The sequence below is a fragment of the Streptomyces sp. NPDC048248 genome (genome assembly GCF_043201875.1).
Taxonomy (GTDB): domain Bacteria; phylum Actinomycetota; class Actinomycetes; order Streptomycetales; family Streptomycetaceae; genus Streptomyces.
Map to the genome: position 1 here is coordinate 221,077 of NZ_JBICZL010000011.1, position 18,035 is coordinate 239,111.

Annotated in this window: 15 protein-coding genes; 8 read left to right on the forward strand and 7 right to left on the reverse strand. The window is 71.7% G+C overall.

Features of this window, described 5'->3' with window-relative positions; all coding sequences use genetic code 11:
* Positions 1-196: 196 nt before the first annotated feature.
* Complete coding sequence (locus ACGFZW_RS25110; RefSeq protein ID WP_393895462.1) at positions 197-472, reverse strand: heavy-metal-associated domain-containing protein; 276 nt, start codon at positions 470-472, stop codon at positions 197-199.
* A 254-nt stretch (positions 473-726) separates the two neighbouring features.
* Between ACGFZW_RS25110 and ACGFZW_RS25115 the strand changes: the two genes are divergently transcribed.
* Entirely contained in the window at positions 727-1,479 is a 753-nt protein-coding gene (locus tag ACGFZW_RS25115) for a DedA family protein (protein WP_393895463.1), read from the forward strand.
* A 157-nt stretch (positions 1,480-1,636) separates the two neighbouring features.
* Here the strand turns inward: ACGFZW_RS25115 and ACGFZW_RS25120 are convergent, their stop codons facing one another.
* Complete coding sequence (locus tag ACGFZW_RS25120; protein ID WP_393895464.1) at positions 1,637-2,539, reverse strand: LysR family transcriptional regulator; 903 nt, start codon at positions 2,537-2,539, stop codon at positions 1,637-1,639.
* Positions 2,540-2,656: 117 nt separating this feature from the next.
* Here ACGFZW_RS25120 and ACGFZW_RS25125 point away from each other — a divergent pair, with 117 nt between their 5' ends.
* Positions 2,657-3,073, forward strand: a complete 417-nt coding sequence (locus ACGFZW_RS25125; protein ID WP_393895465.1) for a 4-oxalocrotonate tautomerase family protein — start codon at positions 2,657-2,659, stop codon at positions 3,071-3,073.
* A gap of 66 nt (positions 3,074-3,139) precedes the next feature.
* On the opposite strand, the gene ACGFZW_RS25130 is transcribed toward ACGFZW_RS25125, so the two are convergent.
* The 5 genes from ACGFZW_RS25130 to ACGFZW_RS25150 form a co-directional block, all read right to left on the reverse strand.
* The gene (locus ACGFZW_RS25130) at positions 3,140-4,189 is read right to left on the reverse strand and encodes a Gfo/Idh/MocA family oxidoreductase (RefSeq protein ID WP_393895466.1); all 1,050 of its coding nucleotides are present in this window, start codon (positions 4,187-4,189) and stop codon (positions 3,140-3,142) included.
* A gap of 209 nt (positions 4,190-4,398) precedes the next feature.
* A complete protein-coding gene (locus tag ACGFZW_RS25135) occupies positions 4,399-4,605 on the reverse strand; it encodes a MarR family transcriptional regulator (protein WP_393895467.1) in 207 nt (68 codons plus the stop codon).
* Positions 4,606-4,946: 341 nt separating this feature from the next.
* Entirely contained in the window at positions 4,947-6,356 is a 1,410-nt protein-coding gene (locus ACGFZW_RS25140; protein WP_393895468.1) for a sugar porter family MFS transporter, read from the reverse strand.
* A 661-nt stretch (positions 6,357-7,017) separates the two neighbouring features.
* Positions 7,018-8,037, reverse strand: coding sequence for a Gfo/Idh/MocA family protein (locus tag ACGFZW_RS25145; RefSeq protein ID WP_393895469.1), 1,020 nt, complete (start codon positions 8,035-8,037; stop codon positions 7,018-7,020).
* 542 nt (positions 8,038-8,579) lie between these two features.
* Positions 8,580-9,500, reverse strand: coding sequence for a sugar phosphate isomerase/epimerase family protein (locus tag ACGFZW_RS25150; RefSeq protein WP_393895470.1), 921 nt, complete (start codon positions 9,498-9,500; stop codon positions 8,580-8,582).
* 558 nt (positions 9,501-10,058) lie between these two features.
* Between ACGFZW_RS25150 and iolC the strand changes: the two genes are divergently transcribed.
* From iolC to ACGFZW_RS25180, 6 genes are all read left to right on the forward strand, one after another.
* Complete coding sequence (iolC, locus tag ACGFZW_RS25155) at positions 10,059-11,060, forward strand: 5-dehydro-2-deoxygluconokinase (protein WP_393895471.1); 1,002 nt, start codon at positions 10,059-10,061, stop codon at positions 11,058-11,060.
* An 84-nt stretch (positions 11,061-11,144) separates the two neighbouring features.
* On the forward strand, positions 11,145-12,032 hold the full coding sequence (locus tag ACGFZW_RS25160; protein WP_393895472.1) for a deoxyribose-phosphate aldolase: 888 nt from the start codon (positions 11,145-11,147) through the stop codon (positions 12,030-12,032).
* Positions 12,033-12,092: 60 nt separating this feature from the next.
* Complete coding sequence (iolB, locus tag ACGFZW_RS25165; RefSeq protein ID WP_393895473.1) at positions 12,093-12,986, forward strand: 5-deoxy-glucuronate isomerase; 894 nt, start codon at positions 12,093-12,095, stop codon at positions 12,984-12,986.
* Positions 12,983-14,911: a 3D-(3,5/4)-trihydroxycyclohexane-1,2-dione acylhydrolase (decyclizing) gene (gene iolD, locus ACGFZW_RS25170; protein WP_393895474.1), complete on the forward strand. Its 1,929-nt coding sequence runs from the start codon at positions 12,983-12,985 to the stop codon at positions 14,909-14,911. Before iolB ends, iolD begins: the two co-directional genes overlap by 4 nt.
* Before the next feature lie 36 nt (positions 14,912-14,947).
* Entirely contained in the window at positions 14,948-16,441 is a 1,494-nt protein-coding gene (locus ACGFZW_RS25175) for a CoA-acylating methylmalonate-semialdehyde dehydrogenase (protein ID WP_393895475.1), read from the forward strand.
* 219 nt (positions 16,442-16,660) lie between these two features.
* Complete coding sequence (locus ACGFZW_RS25180) at positions 16,661-17,806, forward strand: hypothetical protein (protein WP_393895476.1); 1,146 nt, start codon at positions 16,661-16,663, stop codon at positions 17,804-17,806.
* The last annotated feature ends 229 nt before the right edge of the window (positions 17,807-18,035 follow it).

Here is an 18,035-nt window from a genome sequence, read left to right on the forward strand (position 1 = left end):
TATGGGTGTTGTGTCGGTTGTGTGGCCTATGTGAAAATCCGCGGTCGCGAGCGGTGAATTGATCACGAAGGCGCGCGCCCGTCACGGCACCGCGATCGTCGTGGCAAGAGGCCGGCCCTGCGGCCGCCGCGCGAGACGCTCGCCGCGGCTCGGCAAGGTCTGCCCTCGCCGCGCGAGACCGTCGGGGGGAGTGGGGTCAGGCCCGGCCTGCGAGCTCGTAGCCGGCCTCGTCCACCGCCGCGCGCACGGCCTCGTCGTCGAGCGGGGCCTTGGAGGTGACGGTGACCACCCCGGTGTCCGCGGCCGCCTGCACCGAGCTGACGCCCGCGATCTCGGAAATCTCGGACCGCACCGCACCTTCGCAGTGGCCGCAGGTCATACCCGTGACCCGGTAGGTCGTGGTCACCTCGCCGGCCCGGACGTCGATGCCGGAGGAGTCTTCAGGGGTGCAGCAGGAGCCGTTCTCGGTCATGGGGGTTCTCCTGATCGTGTCGAAGTGCCGATGTGTTCCGTTGAGTGCCGAAGAGTCGCGCAGGGCCACCACTGAGGACGATGACTCCCGACACTCCGACTGTATACCCCTGGGGGGTATCAATCCAACTCTGGGGGGCGCCCGGCCGCGCGGAGTTCACGGCACCACCACCGACCGGGCACGCGTTGCCGTAGCTCCCCCCACGCGTCAGCCTTGGGGTACGGACTCGGGGCGAGATCCGAGGAGGCGGCCGGATGGACGTACTCGCCTACGGCCTGCTGGCGCTCACCACGCTGCCGCCGCTGGTACCCAACTCCGCCCTGCTCGTCACCGCCGGGGTACTCGCCTCCCGGGGAGACGCCCACCTCCCGCTGATCCTCCTGGTCGTCGCGGGCAGCGCGCTGCTGGGAGACGTCCTGATGTACCTCGCCGCACGGCGGTTCGGCGGACCCGTACGCTCCTGGCTCCGGCGCGAGGACCACCGCCGGGCCCTGCTGGAGCGCACCTCGCAGCACATCGAACGCTACGGACTGCCCTTCCTGATCGGCGTACGGTTCCTGCCGAGCGGACGGATCGCCGGCGCCCTGACCTCGGGGATCCTCCACTACCCGCTGCGCAGGTTCGCCCTCGGCGCCGGCATCGCCGAGGCGATCTGGGCGACGTACTCGGTGGGCCTCGGCTACCTCGGCAGCGCCGCCGCGGGCGACCCGTTCGTCGCGGCGGGCATCGGAGTCGGCGTCTCCCTCGCCGTCGCCGCGGTGGCGACGACGGTGCAACGCACCGCCCGCCGCCGCTCCCTGCGCCGCCCGCCCACCGGAACCCGGGAGACCGCGAGCGGCCCGCCACCCAAGGACGAGAAAGCGGGGGAGGAGCCCGGCGACAGCCCGGAGGAACCAGGACACCGGACCGCACCACCGGCCCCCACTGCGCCGCGGACTCACCCCCGGCCGCCCGGCGCCACCCCCGCGCCGCCGGCCCCTTGCACCGGAAACCACCGTCGCGGGTAGCGCACCCGCGTCCCGGACGTGTCGCAGCCCGCCATCGAGAGCCCCGGCGGTCCGCACCGAATGCCCACCCGCGCACTGCACCGCGCCGACCACGGCACTGAGGGAGGCGCTCACCACGCTTGACGGTCATCCCGAAAGCCGCGGGCGGCGAGGGCCGTCACCCGAGCGGGAAACCGCTGAATGACGGGGAACCGCCGCGCGCCAGATGACCCGCAGCGGACTCGGCCAAGGTACGGACCGCCGGATGCCACGGGCGGCCGTGCGGACCGGTCAGAACGAGGCGACACGAAGTGTGCGGCCTCAGCGGCAGCAGAACCAGGTCAGCGGGAACCAGCGAACGGGACACCTCGGACAGGATCGTCACGCCGATACCGGCCTGCACCATGCTGATCAAAGTCGCCAGGTCCCGCACACGATGCGCGGGGTCGAAGCACAGACCGGCCAGGTCGTGGATCGTACGGATGCGCGCTTCACAGGCGTTGGGGGAAATCAGGAACGCGTCGTCCTCCAGATCGCGGAGTTCGACGAACGGCTCGTCCGCCAGGGGATGATCCCGTGGCAACAGCGCCCGGTAGCAATCGACGGCGAGCGGCACACCGCACCCGGACGGCGGGTCGATCAAGATCGCGGCATCGGCCGTCCCCTTCTCCAGCCAGGCCGACACCTCGGCGCTGTCCCCCTCGAAGGTCCGTACCGTGACCCCCGGCAGACCCTCGCGCCAATGCCGGAGCAGATCGGGCACCAGGCCCTGGGAAACCGTCGGTGTGGCGGCCAGCAGCACAGTGCCGGACATCTTCGCGGTGGCATCGGCCGCGACCCGCTCCACGGACCGGGCCGCCGACACCGCGACACGGGCGTGCGGCAGGATCCGCTCACCGAGCTCGGTGGCCCGCACCGGGGCGGCACGCACCAACAGCGGGGCGGACAGCTCGCGTTCCAGCGACGCCACGGCATGCGACACCGCCGACTGGCTCATCCCCAGCTCCGCGGCGGCCGCGCTGAAACCACCCGCATCGACGACGGCGAGAAAGGCCCTCAGCTGAGGGAGATTCACGGTCATGCGGCGGCCTCATGAAGCGATGACATGTATGCGTTGGATCCATCGTGCCATGTCCGCGACGCTTGCTCCGTGCCGCCGACCCGGCGCAACCACACCGAACACCCACCGAGGAGAGCCATGCCGCACATCCGCGTCACCATCCCCGACCCCGGCCTCCCGGCCGACATCCGGCGCACCCTCGCGGAGGACCTGACCCGGCTGGCGGTCTCCGCCCTGCACAAGTCCGACGCACGAACCATCGTCCACATCGAACTCGTCCCGGCCGACAGCTACTTCATCGGAGGCAAGCCCCTGACGAACGGCCGCGACGCACACATCGAGGCGAGCATCACCGCGGGCACCAACAGCGCCGAGGAGAAGGCCGCCTTCATCGCCGGCGCCGACGAGCTGCTGTCGAACGTCCTCGGCCCGCTTCCCCGGTCAGGCGTCGCCCTGCACGAACTGCACCCCGAAAGCTACGGCTACAACGGCGTGACCCAATTCGACCACTACCGCGGGGCCGGCGACACGCCAACCGCCCCCGCTGCCCGCTGAGCCGCCCGACGCCGGCCGGGCAACCGCGGGCACCGGCCACCGCACCTGCCGGGCCACCTGAGCCGGTCACGCCCCGGTAGCCGCCCCTGCCGCGGTGCCACCCCCGGCGCCCGCGTCGACGCGTACATCCGCCACCTTCACCGGTTCACCGGTCCGCCGTGAGCGCTCGCACGCCTCCGCGACGTACAGCGCCTCCAGCGCCTCGTCCGCCGGGCAAGGATTCGGCGTCCGCCCCCCGGCGACCTCGGTGAACACGCCCAACTCCGTGACATACGCGGCGTGGAAGCGCTCCATGAACGTGGCGTACGGCGCCGCCTGCCGCCAGGACAGCGAAGGCTCCGCCGACGGCAGCGGCGCCCGATCGTCCAGGCCGACGACACGGGCGCTCCGCGAACCACAGACCTCCAGGCGGACGTCATGGCCCGCGCCGTTGTACCGGGTCGCGGTGACCGTGGCCAAAGTGTCGTCATCGAAGCGCAACAGCGCCGCACAGGTGTCGACGTCACCACCCTCGGCGAAGAAAGCCGCCCCGCCATTGGCGCCCTGGGCATAGACCGAGACCACCTCGCGACCGGTCAGCCAGCGCATGATGTCGAAGTCGTGGATGCTGCAGTCACGGAACAGACCGCCGGAGGTGGGGATGTACTCCGCGGGCGGCGGCGTCCGGTCACTGGTGCAGGCCCGCAGGGTGTGCAGCCGGCCCAGTTCGCCGGAGCGCACCGCCTCGCGGGCGGCCCGGTAGCCGGCGTCGAAGCGCCGCTGGAAACCGATCTGCACCGGCACCGTCCCGGCCCGCGCCCGCTCCACCACACCGACGGTGCCCGCCACATCCAGGGCGACCGGCTTCTCGCAGAAGACCGGGACCCCCGCATCCAGCGCCTGGTGGATCAGCGGTGCATGGGCACTGGTCGCCGCAGTGATCACCACACCGTCCGGACCGTCCGCATACATCTCCTCGATGCTCCCGGCGGCCCGTACGCCAAGGCTCTCCGCGAGCGCCGCGGCGCGGGCGGTATCGGCATCCGCGACCAGCAGGTCGGTGACGCCGGGGACGCTGCGCAGGGTCCGGGCGTGAAACGCGCCGATGCGCCCGGTGCCGATCAGGCCGATCTTCATGCCGCGATGTCCTTTCGAAGGGGGAGGAAGCGGGGGAGTGGCGAAAGGGAGGAAGGAGGAAGGGCGTTGGGGGAGGTAAGAGTGCTTCTTCGTCCCGGAGTTCGGGACCGGGCCCGCCGCGCCCCGGCGCACGTCGGCCCCACGCCGGGCAGGCGCGGGGCCGATGACCGAGCCCTGCGGACCCGGGGAACGATGTGCGGTGCGACCGGTCAGTCGGCCCGGTCCCGCCGGCCACGATGCCCGGGCCTGCGCGCCACCCAGGCTCTGACGGTGTCGGCGAACCAGAACGGCTTGCCGCCCTCCACCAGGTCCGGATCCGGCAACAGGCCGTGCTTGCGGTACGAACGCACGGTGTCCGGCTGCACCTGGATATGTGCGGCGATCTCCTTGTACGACCAGAGCCTCCGGTCGGTCATCTCTGCGCACCTCCTGAGAGCCGTACGCGGGGTCGGCCCGGGGGAGCCGGCGGGGACCGCGTACGGCGTGATGATCACTCACCCTTCGTCCGGTGAACGACAGCGCCGGGAGGGCGGGGAGGGGCTGTTGACGGGCTGTGACGAAAGACCCGTGCAACGGTGACAGCCGTGACGCGGGCAGGACCCCGGGACGGCCACCGGACCGCTGCCCACCGGGACCGGACCAACGCGGCTCCGAGCGGAGGCGCTGGGCCCCACGACCGGGGCGTTGTGTTCCCAATACGGGGCATTCGGTCCCCGGGACGACCGCAGCGTGGGCCGTACCCAGAGATGACGGGGCGTCAATTCCCCCTGGCAGCGGTGCGCAGGGCATCCTCCAGCTCCTCCAGGGCCAAGCCCTTCGTCTCCGGCGCGTACCGCTTGCAGAACAGCAAGGACACCACGCACATCACACCGAACAACCAGAAGGTGACGCCGGCCCCCACAGCGTCGAGCAGGACCGGAAAGGCCAGCGCCACGGCGAAGTTCACCAGCCACATCACGAACACCGCCGCCCCCATGGCCAGCCCGCGCACCCGCAACGGGAACATCTCGGCAAGCAGCAACCAGACCCCCGTGTTGAGAGTGGCCTGCATGAAGGCCATGTACAGCACCATCAGACCGAGCACCAGAACACTGACCGCGGTGGACGGCGGCAGACGGAACGACGCGCCCAGCAGGGCCAGGGAGATCGCCATACCGGCCAGCCCGCCGATCAGCAGGGGCCGCCGCCCGACCCGGTCGATCAGCGACATCCCCACCGCGGTCGCGAGAACCGAGACGGCACCGACGGCGATGGTCGCGGTGATCGAGGCGTTGGTGCCCAGGCCCGTGGTGGCGAGGATCTTGGGCGCGAAGTAGATGACGGCATTGACGCCGGTGATCTGCTGGACGACGGCAAGACCGATGCCCACCAGCAGCAGCCGCCGCACCCACGGGGTGCGCAGTTCCTGCCAGGCACCGCGACGGGCCTCGGCCTCCAGATCGCGGGCATGCGCGATGCGGGCCAGCTCGTCGGCGACATCCTCCACCGGCAGGGTGCGGCGCAGCACCGCGGCGGCATCCTCCGACCGGCCCTTGCTGATGTACCAGCGAGGAGTGTCGGGGAGGAAGAAAAGGCCGACGAACAGCGCCACGGCGGGCAGCGCTGCCAGGCCCAGCATCCAGCGCCAGGCTTCCCAGTGCGCCAGGACGGCGTTGACGAGGTAGGCGAGCAGCTGACCGCTGACGATCATCAGAGAGTTGAAGGAGACCAGGCGCCCACGGACGTGCGGAGGCGCGATCTCCGACAGATACAACGGCGTGATGACCGAAGCGCTGCCCACGGCGAGGCCGAGGACGAACCGCGCCACCACCATGAACGGCACGGTCGGGGCGACCGCCACGGCCACGGCGCCGCCGATGAACACGGCCCCGGCCCAGAGCAGGGAGGCCCGGCGGCCCAGCGCGTCGGACATCCGCCCGCCGGCCAGCGAACCGAACGCCGCGCCGATCAGCAACGCGCTGGTGATGACCCCCTCGCCCAGAGAGGTGAGGCCGAAGTGACCCTCCATGAAGGGCAGGGCGCCGGAGACCACTCCGGTGTCGTAGCCGAACAGGGCACCGCCGAGCGCGGCGATGGCGGCGATGCCGACGATGAAGCGCTTGGCGTTGCGAACAGGCGCGCTCTCGCGCGGGCCTGCGGACGCCGTCCTGCTGGTCGGGGCGGCCATCGTCAGCTCCCGTTCGCCTTGGCACAGCGGTCGACATCCAGGAGCCGGCGAACGCGTACCGACGAGCCCGGCGAGGTGACGACGCGGCGCAGGCCGGAGGAGCGGGTCATGACGGGGTCGCGGGCAACACACATGGAGCGAAGGGCCTTTCGGGCGGAACACGAGACTGGCGGCGCGAGCGGCGCGGGGTGGCGGGTGGCGGGCGGCGTCGGGTGAGGAGCGGTGCGGGTGACGAGCGGTGCGGGGTGGGCGGGTTGGGGGCGGGGCGGAGCTCCGGGTGGGCACGAGGCCGCGTCGGGGCGGGGCTTCGGGGGAGGGCGCGGGGCTTCGGGGGGCGCGAGGCCGGGAGGGCCGCTGCTTGCGGGCGCGGGGCTCCGGGAGGGTGGTTTCCGGGGACGGCGGGGCTCCGGGAGGTGGCTTCCGGCGACGCGGGGGCCTGGGTGCGGCGGGGTGACGGCGGGGTTCCTACCGACCGCAGCGATGCGGCGCCGGCCGACCCGGCGCGACCCCGTCTCACTGGTACGCGAGCCTCATGGCCGGCCAGGCCCGGCCATAGCGATCCGTCGCCCGTCGCCCGACGCCCGACGGCCGACGGCCGACCTGGCCCACCTCAGCACTACGGGCGCCGACCGACCGACCAACTAACCGGCCCCGCCCAGCCTCAGCGGTACATATCGGGCCGCTCGGTCAGCTCCACGGGCACGCGCTCGCCACTCGCCTGCGCGCGGACGCCGGCCTCGCACACCACGGCCGCGGCATAGCCGTCCCAGCAGCTGGGGCCCTCGACCTCGCCGCGCCGAGTGGCGTCCACCCACCGCTGCACCTGCCGGTCGTAAGCCTCCTCGAATCGCTCGACGAATCCGGGCGTGATGGCCCCGCCCCACTTGCCCGCGGTGTTCACGAACACGCCACGGTCATCGCCGATGCGGGCGGTGCCGCCCTCACAGACCGCCTCGCAGCTGACCTGATAGCCGAAGCCGCAGTTGACGAACAGTTCGGTGTCCACGACCTGCCCGGCCGCGGTCTCGAAGAGAATCAGCTGCGGATCGCTGAGCCCCTCGGGAGCCTTGCCGGTGGGCGCCGGGCGCAGCACACGGACCGCGGTGATCTCCTCCTCCAGCAGCCAGCGGGTCACATCGATCTCGTGCACCACCGAGTCGTGGATCATCATCGCGTTGGTGAAGCCGGGCGGAGTGTCGGCGTTGCGGTGCTTGTTGTGCAGCATCAGGGGCCGCCCGTAGGCGCGCTGCGCCAGGAGAGCCTTGAGGTGCAGGTAGTCCGTGTCGTAGCGGCGCATGAAGCCGACCTGCACACGGCGGTGGCCCAACTGCTGCTCGGCGTGCAGAACGCGCAGCGCGGAGGCGGGGTCCGGGGTCAGCGGCTTCTCGCAGAGCACGGGCAGGTCCCGCGCGAACGCCTCCAGCAGGGCCGCCTCATGGGCGGGGCCGGGCGAGGCGATCAGGACGGCGTCCACGCCGGGGTCGTCCATGGCGGCGGCCGGGTCGGTGTAGGCGCTACACCCCTCGATGCCGTCGGCGAGGTGCTTGACCCGGGCCGCGTCGATGTCGGCCACCGCCGCCACCCGGGCCCCGCTGATCACGTCGTTGATCCGGCGTACGTGGTCGGCGCCCATCCGGCCGGTGCCGATGACCGCAACGCCGAGGGTTCCGTGCGAAATCATGAGGTCCTCAAGTCCGTAGTTGCTACAGCGTGTCATATACCCTGGGAACTGATTACTCTCCGTAATCGTTGCCGGGGTGTGAGGAGGTGCCGCGAGGCGAACCTGTGAGGCGCGAGCACGTGAGGCGCGAACGCATGAGGCGCGAACGCATGAGGTGCGAGCGCAGTGAGTGTGAGTGCGTGCGGTGTGAGCGCATGGGGTGTGGGGCGGGTGCGTGAGGTGCGAGCGTAGGAGGTGCGGGCGCAGGAACGGTGGCGGCGCGAAGGGGGAGCGCCCACGCGTCGCGCGCGGAGGTCGAGCGCGCGAAGGGCGAGCACAGAGAGGCGGGTGCGCGAGCGGCCGGCCATGAGGTACGCGCCCCAAGCTCCGCCCGAGTGGCAGGACCAAGGTCCGCCCTGGCCCCGACTCCCGCCCGCCCCCCGCCCGAAGCATCACCCGAGCCCCACCCCAAGCCCTACCGAGCGCCCACCCCCACCCGCATCCCCGCCCCAACCCCCGTCCCAACTCACCCCTCCAGCTCATCCCTCAGGTCCTTCACCGCCTCAGGCCCCGCAGGAGCTGAGGAAGCGGCGGGTGCGCTGGGCGATGGGCAGAGGCTGGTCGGGCGGGCACGGGTACATGTCCTGCTCGACGATGGCGAAGAGGTCGACGTCCAGCTTCTGCGCGGCCTCCAGGACGGGCGGCAGGGCCGGTACGCCGAGCGGCGGCTCGCACATCACGCCCTGCTTGACGGCGGGCCCGAAGGGTGTGCCCTTGGCGTGGACGTCGGCGAGGATCTCCGGGTCGACCTGCTTGAGGTGCAGGTAGCCGATCCGCTCGCCGTAGGTGCGGATCAGCTTGACGCTGTCGCCGCCGCAGTAGGCGTAATGGCCGGTGTCCAGGCAGAGGTTGACCAGGTCGGAGTCGGTGACGTGGAGGAAGCGCTCGACGTGCTCCTCGGTGTCGATGTGGGTGTCAGCGTGCGGGTGCACCACGATGTCCAGGCCGAATTCGTCCTGCACCCGCTTGCCCAGCCGCTCCATGCCGGTGGTCAGGTGCTTCCACTGCTCCACGGTCAGTTCGCGCGGCTCGATCTCCTCGGCGGTCTTGTCGTCCCGCCAGAAGGAGGGGATGACGACGAGGTGCTTGGCGCCCATCGCCTGCGTGAGGGTGGCCACCTCGTGAACATGCGCCCAGGTCTCGTCCCATACGGCGGGGCCCCGGTGCATCGAGGTGAAGATGGTGCCTGCGGAGACCTTCAGGTCGCGGCGGGCGATCTCCTCGTGGAGGACGGCGGGGTCGGTGGGCAGGTAGCCGTACGGGCCGAGTTCGATCCATTCGTATCCGGCCTGCGTCACCTCGTCGAGGAAACGCTGCCAGGGGACCTGCTGCTCGTCGTCGGGGAACCACACGCCCCAGGAGTCGGGGGCGGAACCGACGCGAATACGGTCCAGAACGGGCGCAACGGCACGGGGTGCGGACATGCTGCGGCTCTCCTCTCGCCGGTCGGCGGTGACCGGGAGGCGCTGGTGGGGTCGTGGGGCTCAGCCTCTCTGCCGCCCTCACGAGTGTCAAGACTTCGTCCTGACATAAGGACTTAAGGACTTAAGAGCTGAAGGGCTGAAGGCTGAAGGGCCTTGTGATTCGCGCGCCGGCTGCGCCGGGCCCATGCGCTTGTGCTCGTATGCCCGGGCCCGTATGTCTGAGCTCGCGCGCCCGGGCCCGTACGTCTGAGCGCCCGCGCCCGCACGCCCGCGCCCGCCCCCGCGCTCGTGCGCCCCGTACTGGCGCGCCCACCCCCGTAAGCCCGCGCTCGCGCGCCTGTTGCTCTAGGGGCGCTCCAAGGGGCGCCCTCTCCACCTCCCCCCTTCGGTCGGCCCCGCCCCCACCCCTCCATCGCCTCCATCGCCTCCATCGACCCAACGGCATCTCGACGTCATAATGTAAGGACAAACTGTTGACAGGGTCTGATTCTGCCGGTTAGACCTGTGCGCAGAGCCGAACCGCCGACCCGCCGCGGCGGACCGACCGAAGGGGCGCACATGACCGAGCCGTACGACCTGATCACGATGGGCCGCATCGGGGTGGATATCTACCCGCTGCAGACCGGCGTGCCGCTGGCCCAGGTCGAGACCTTCGGGAAGTTCCTCGGCGGCTCCGCCACCAACGTCGCGGTCGCCGCCGCCCGGCTCGGCCGTCGCTCCGCCGTCATCAGCCGGACCGGGCGCGACCCGTTCGGCGACTACATCCACCAGGCCCTGCGCGACTTCGGTGTGGACGACCGCTGGGTGACGCCGGTGGACAGTTACCCGACACCGGTCACCTTCTGCGAGATCTTCCCGCCGGACGACTTCCCGCTCTACTTCTACCGACGCCCCAAGGCCCCGGATCTGGTCATCCACCCCGAGGAACTCGACCACGACGCCCTGCGCGCCGCGCGGATCTTCTGGATGACCGGCACCGGGCTCTGCGAGGAGCCGAGCCGCGGTGCCACCCTCGCCGCACTCCGGGCCCGCGCCGCTGCCCCGGATGCGGGCGCCACCGTCTTCGACCTCGACTGGCGGCCGATGTTCTGGGGTGGCGAGGGCGGCGCCTCGAAGGACGGCGGCGCGTCCGGCGCCTCCGCCATGGCCGCCGCCCGCCCCCACTACGAAGCCGCCCTGCGGCACGCCACGGTCGCCGTCGGCAACGTCGACGAGGCCGAGGTCGCCACCGGGCTGCGCGACCCCAAGGCGTGCGCCCACGCGCTCCTGGACATGGGCGTCGAACTCGCCGTCGTCAAACAGGGCCCCAAGGGCGTCCTCGCCGTGCACCGCGACGGCCGCACCGCCGAGGTCCCGCCCACCCCCGTCGAGGTCGTCAACGGCCTGGGCGCGGGCGACTCCTTCGGCGGTGCGCTCTGCCACGGCCTGCTGAGCGGCTGGGAACTGGAGCCGATGATGCGCTACGCCAACGCCGCGGGCGCCCTCGTCGCCGGCCGGCTCGCCTGCTCGTCCGCGATGCCGACGGCCGACGAGGTCGAGACCTTCCTCGCCGGCCGGTGACAGTCGTGGCCCCGGCCGCCGCCCTCCCGGCGGTCCACCCCCGCACCCCGCCACACCTGCGCGCCCAAGAAGGTGAGTAACCCCTTGACCCCTCGGATCAGTGACCTCGCGACGCTGCGGGCCCGCCACCCCGAAGCCGTCGCGGAGGCCGCCGCCCGCCGCACCCGCCGCCCCCTCATAGGCGACAGCGGCCGGCTGATGATCGTCGCCGCCGACCACCCGGCACGCGGCGCGCTCGCCGTCGGTGACCGGCAGTTCGCCATGGCCAACCGTCTGGACCTGCTCGAACGTCTCGTCCTCGCGCTGTCCAGGCCAGGGGTGGACGGTGTCCTCGCCACCGCCGACATCCTGGAGGACCTGCTGCTCCTGGGCGCACTCGAACGCAAGGTCGTCATGGGCTCGATGAACCGCGGCGGCCTGGCCGGCGCCGCCTTCGAGATGGACGACCGCTTCACCGGCCACCGCCCCCAGGACCTCGCCCGGCTGCGCTTCGACGCCGGCAAGCTCCTGCTGCGCATCGACTACTCCGACCCCGGCTCGCTGGCCACCCTGGAGGCCACCGCGCGCACCATCGACGCGATGGCCGAGCGGGAACTGCCCACCTTCGTCGAGCCGTTCCTCAGCCGCCGCATCGACGGCCGGGTCCGCAACGACCTCGGCGCCGAGGCCGTCACCCGCTCGGTGGCCATCGCCTCCGGCCTCGGCGGCACCTCCGCCTACACCTGGCTGAAGCTGCCGGTCACCGACGACCCCGACGCGATGGCCCGGGTCTGTGAGACCTCGACGCTGCCGACCGTGCTGCTCGGCGGCGACATCGGCACCACCGTCCGGGACCAGGAAGCCGCGTACGAGAAGTGGCGCAAGGCGCTGCGGCTGCCGACGGTGCAGGGGCTGGTCGTGGGCCGCTCCCTGCTCTACCCGGCCGACGGCGATGTCGCGGCCGCCGTGGACACCGCCGTCGGGCTGCTGTGAGGCTCCACCGGCACGGCGAAAAAGGCAGGGAAATCCGCCATCGCGCAGGAGACTTGAGATATGAGCTGTGACTTCCATCTGACGGCCGACGACGCGGCGCGAGGCCCCTACGCCCTCGACATCGACCCCGAGCGGGCAGGCTGGGGCCACTCCTCGCTGCGCGTCCTCGACCTGCCGCCCGGTGGCCGGCACGCCTTCGCCACCGGCGACAGCGAATGGATCGTGCTGCCCCTGTCCGGCGGCTGCGCCGTCCGCACCGGAACCGGCGAGACCTTCGAACTGACCGGCCGGGACAGCGTCTTCAGCGGCGTCACCGACTTCGCGTACGTACCTCGCGACGCGCAGGTCGAGCTGACCACCGACGCCGGCGGCCGTTTCGCGCTCACCGGAGCACGCTGCACCCGCAGCCTGCCCGCCCGCTACGGTCCCGCGAGTGACGTCCCCGTGGAGCTGCGCGGCACCGGCAACTGCTCCCGCCAGGTCAACAATTTCGGAGCGGCGGGCGTCTTCGACTGCGACAAGCTCATCGCCGTCGAGGTGCTCACCCCGGGCGGCAACTGGTCGTCCTATCCGCCGCACAAGCACGACACCTGCCGGCCCGGCGAGGAATCCGAGCTGGAGGAGATCTACTACTTCGAGATCGCCGCCGCGCACGGCACCGAAGGCGTCGGATACCAGCGCGTCACCCCCTCAGGGCACGGCCGCGGCACCGACGTCCTCGCGGAGGTCCGCGGCGGCGACGCCGTGCTCATCCCGGACGGCTGGCACGGCCCGTCCATCGCCGCGCCCGGCCACACCATGTACTACCTCAACGTCATGGCAGGTCCCGGCGAGACCCGCGAGTGGCTGATCTGCGACCACCCCGACCACGGCTGGATCCGCGGCACCTGGCCCGACCAGCCCGTCGACCCCCGCCTCCCTCTCTACACAGCGCCCGCAGGAGACGCCCGATGACCGTCCCCACGCCCCCGCCCGGCACCCGACGCCTGACCGTGGCCCAGGCTCTGGTGGAGTTCCTCGCCCACCAGTACACCGAGCGCGACGGCCGCAGGCACCGCCTGATCAACGCGTGCTGGGGCATCTTCGGCCACGGCAACGTCGCCGGCCTCGGCCAGGCCCTCCTGGAGTCCCGGGCGGCGTCCCCCCGGGGCACCACCCCCGAACCGCCGGGGCTGCCCTACCTCCAGGGCCGCAACGAACAGGCCATGGTGCACGCCGCCGTCGGCTACGCCCGGCAGTGCGACCGGCTCTCCGCCCACGCCGTCACCACCTCCATCGGGCCCGGCGCGACCAACCTCGTCACCGGCGCCGCCCTCGCCACGATCAACCGCCTCCCGGTCCTGTTGCTGCCCGGCGACAGCTTCGCCACCCGCCGGGCCGACCCCGTACTCCAGCAACTCGAAGTCCCCTACGCGGGCGATGTGTCGGTCAACGACGCGCTGCGCCCGGTCTCCCGCTTCTTCGACCGCGTCACCCGTCCCGAGGCCCTGATCCCCGCCGCCCTCCAGGCGATGCGGGTGCTCGCCGACCCCGTCGAGACCGGCGCCGTCACCCTCGCCCTGCCGCAGGACGTCCAGGCCGAGGCGCATGACTGGCCCGAGGAGTTCTTCGCCGACCGTGTGTGGCGCGTCCCCCGTCCCGCCCCGGACCCGGCGGCCCTCGCCGACGCCGTACGCGCGGTCCGCGGCGCCCGCCGGCCGCTGGTCATCGCGGGCGGCGGCGTCCACCACAGCGAGGCCGAGGACGCGCTGCGCGCCTTCGCCGACAGCACCGGCATCCCCGTCGCCGCCACCCAGGCGGGCAAGGGCGCGCTGCGCCACGACCACCCCGCCGACGTCGGCGGCATCGGTCACACCGGCACCGCCACCGCCGACGGCCTCGCCCGCGAGGCCGATCTGATCCTCGGCGTCGGCACCCGCTACACCGACTTCACCACCGCCTCCGGCACCCTCTTCGCCGCACCCGGCGTGCGCTTCGTCAACCTCAACATCGCCTCCTTCGACTCCCACAAGCTCGGCGCCCTGTCCCTGGTCGCCGACGCCCGCACCGGACTCGAAGCGCTCACCGCGGAGCTGGCCGCCCACCGCGTCGACCCGGCGTACGAGGAGGCATACACCGCCGCGAAGTCCGAGTGGGAGACCCGCGTCGACGCCGCCTATGCCGCGGACGACGAGACCGCCCGCCCGTCCCAGACCCAGGTCCTCGGCGCCCTCGACGCCGTCGTCGACGACACCGACATCGTCCTCAACGCCGCCGGGTCCCTCCCCGGTGACCTGCACAAACTCTGGCGCGCACGGTCCCGCAGGCAGTACCACCTCGAATACGGGTACTCCTGCATGGGCTACGAGATCCCGGCCGCGATCGGCGTCCGGCTGGCCGCCCCCGACCGGCCGGTGTGGGCGTTGGTCGGCGACGGTACCTATCTGATGAACCCCACCGAGATCGTCACCGCGGTACAGGAGGGACTGAACATCAACATCGTCCTCATCCAGAATCACGGCTACGCCTCGATCGGCGGGCTCTCGCAGCAGACCGGGGGCGAGCGGTTCGGCACCGACTACCGCTTCCGGGCCGAGGACGGCACGTACACCGGGCCGCCGCTGCCCGTCGACCTCGCCGCCAACGCCGCCTCGCTGGGCATGCACGTCCTGCGTGCCGGCACCGTCGGTGAGCTGCGCGCCGCGCTCGCCGATGCGCGTACCGCGAACCGGCCCACATGTGTCTATGTCGAGACCGAAACGGCTGACACTGTGCCGGGCGCGCCGGACTCCCAGGCCTGGTGGGATGTTCCTGTTGCCGAGACCGCGACGCGTCCGGCGGCGGTCGCCGCCCGAGAGGTGTACGACCGGCATGCCGCAGGACGCCGCCGCCACCTCTGACCTCAGCTCGTTGTTGTCACCAGAAAGGTCCCCCGCATGAAGACCATCAGCCACTGGATCGGCGGCAAGCCCGTCGAGGGCGTCTCCGGCAACTTCGGCCCGGTCTACAACCCGGCCACGGGTGCCCAGGAGAAGCAGGTCGCCTTCGCCTCCGTGGACGAGGTCGACGCCGCCGTGACCGCCGCCAGGGAAGCGTTCCGCACCTGGGGCACCAGCTCGCTGGCCAAGCGCACCTCGGTGCTGTTCAAGTACCGCGAGCTGGTCGACGCGCACCGCGACGAGATCGCCGCGCTGATCACGGCCGAGCACGGCAAGGTGCACTCCGACGCGCTGGGCGAGGTGGCCCGCGGCCTGGAGATCATCGAGCTGGCCTGCGGCATCCCGGAGAAGCTCAAGGGGGAGCTGTCCACCCAGGTCTCCACCCGCGTCGACGTCTCGTCGATCCGTCAGTCCCTGGGCGTGGTCGCCGGCATCACGCCGTTCAACTTCCCGGCGATGGTGCCGATGTGGATGTTCCCGATCGCCGTCGCGTGCGGGAACACCTTCGTCCTCAAGCCGAGCGAGAAGGTGCCGAGCGCCGCCTTCAAGCTCGCCGAGCTGGCCGCCGAGGCGGGCCTGCCCGACGGTGTGCTGAACGTCGTCAACGGCGACAAGGTGGCCGTCGACGCCATCCTGGAGCACCCGGGCATCGCCGCCGTCTCGTTCGTCGGCTCCACCCCCATCGCCCGTTACATCCACACCACCGGTACCGCCAACGGCAAGCGCGTCCAGGCGCTGGGCGGCGCCAAGAACCACATGCTGGTGCTGCCGGACGCGGACCTCGACCTGGCCGCCGACTCCGCGATCAACGCGGCGTACGGCTCGGCCGGCGAGCGCTGCATGGCGATCTCCGTGGTCGTCGCGGTCGGTGACACCGCCGACCCGCTGATCGGCAAGATCAAGGAGCGCGCCGACAAGCTGCGGATCGGCCCCGGCGACGACCCGGCCTCCGAGATGGGCCCGCTGATCACCAAGGTCCACCGCGACAAGGTCGCCTCGTACGTCGAGGGCGCGGCGGCCCAGGGCGCCGATGTCGTCATCGACGGCACCGGCTACACCGTCGAGGGCTATGAGGACGGCCACTGGATCGGCGTCTCGCTGCTGGACAATGTCACTCCCGAGATGGACGCCTACCGCGACGAGATCTTCGGTCCGGTGCTGTCCGTCGTCCGCGTCGAGACCTACGACGACGCCATCGCCCTGATGAACGCCTCGCCCTGGGGCAACGGCACCGCGATCTTCACCCGGGACGGCGGCGCGGCCCGCCGCTTCCAGCTGGAGGTCGAGGCCGGCATGGTCGGCGTGAACGTGCCGATCCCGGTCCCCGTCGGCTACCACTCCTTCGGTGGCTGGAAGGACTCGCTCTTCGGCGACCACCACATCTACGGCAACGACGGTGTGCACTTCTACACCCGCGGGAAGGTCGTCACCACCCGCTGGCCCGACCCGTCCGACGGCGGCATCAACCTCGGTTTCCCCAGCAACCACTGACGCCGCGGCGCTCCGACGCCCCGTCCCGCCGACCGACCGGCCGCCGCCGGTCGGTCGCCGGCCGAACCCCCTGCAGGCCGTCCGCCGGCAGGGGGTTCGCGCTGTCCCAACGGGCAGGGCAGCGGTGGTTTCCCCACCACCGATCCGGGGGGCTGGCGTGACCGAAAACGATTGCTACCGTGCTCCTTCGCGGACACACGGAATCCAACGGGGGGCAAAATGCCACGAAGTATGGCCCTGGCCAAGGGCGCGCGGATCACCGGCGGGGCGTTCTGCCTGCTGTTCTTCCTCTACACCGCCTACTGGCTGGCAATCGACGTCGACGCGTTCGGGCTCGACGGCCTCTTCGACATATGGACCGGCGGGCGCAGGGGCGGTCCTGACCAGGTCACCATCCCCTTCCACCTCGGCCTCGCCGTCGTCCAGCTGGCCGCTGCCTGGGCGGCGTTCGCCGGGCTGCGGACGGCCGGCGGTCTGCTCGCCGTCGCCGGCACCTTCACCTTCGTGATGTCCCTGCAGGCCATCGCGAGTACCGGCAGTGCCACCGACCAGAACCGCTGGTTCCTCATCCCCTTCGAGCAGGACTCCTCGACGTTCACAGGTGTCTTCCTCAGCGCGTTGTGCCTGGTTCCGCTGGCCCTCGCGGCGTGCGTCGTGCTGCTGGCCGGGATGCGCTCCTGGCCGCGTCAGCGCCCCAGCGATCCGCCGATGCGTCCCGCCAAGGTGCCCGGCACGGTCGCGGGGCTGATCCTCGGCGCCATGGTGCTGCTGTACGTGGCCTGGAACATCTACTGGCTGGTGGAGAACGGGCTCGGCTCGGCGGACGTGTTCTACCTCGGCACGGGCATTCTCACCTCCCTGCTGGATGTGTCGCCCGGCCTGTACTACGTGACCCTCATCGGGCTGAGCGCCGCGGCCGCCCTGAGCTGCCTGGCGCGCGGCGGCGCGGCCCGTGGCCTCGCCATGGGCCTTGCGACGCTGCTGCTGCCGAACGCCCTGCTGAGTGTCATCGGGATGGGCAACAGCGGCACGCTCTTCGAATTCGGCTCCGCCAACCCGGGCTTCTCGGTTCTCGTACACCTCGGCCTGGTGCTGTCCCTGTTCGGCTCGCTCGCGCTCTTCGCCCTGATGGGCCGCGGTGAGCCGGTCGCCCCGGGCTGGCATCCCCCGGTCCCGGCACCGCAGTTCGGCGTCCCCGGCATGATGCCGCCCGGCCCGCAGGGCCCGCCGCCCGCCGGCTGGCAGCAGCCCGGCCCGCCGATGCCGCAGCAAGGCCCGCCGATGCCCCAGGTCGGCAACCCGCCGCCCATGCCGCCGGGCAACCCGCCCGCCCCGCAGGGTGGTTTCGGGCCGCCGCAGTACTGACCGGCTGACGGCCGCCGCCCCGTGAGCGGGCGGCGGCTGCGCCGGTTTGCGTCGTTGGACGCTCCTGAAGGCCCACCGGTTGGTAGCCTGCGCATGCGCCCGAGAGGGGCGATCGCCGCTGCGGCAAGGGAGGTTGATGAATATGGCCCGCCACGAGCCTCATCAGCATGCCCTTGTCCGGGTCGCCTGACGAAGAGCGCGACCCGGTCGTTTCACCGACGACCAGGAG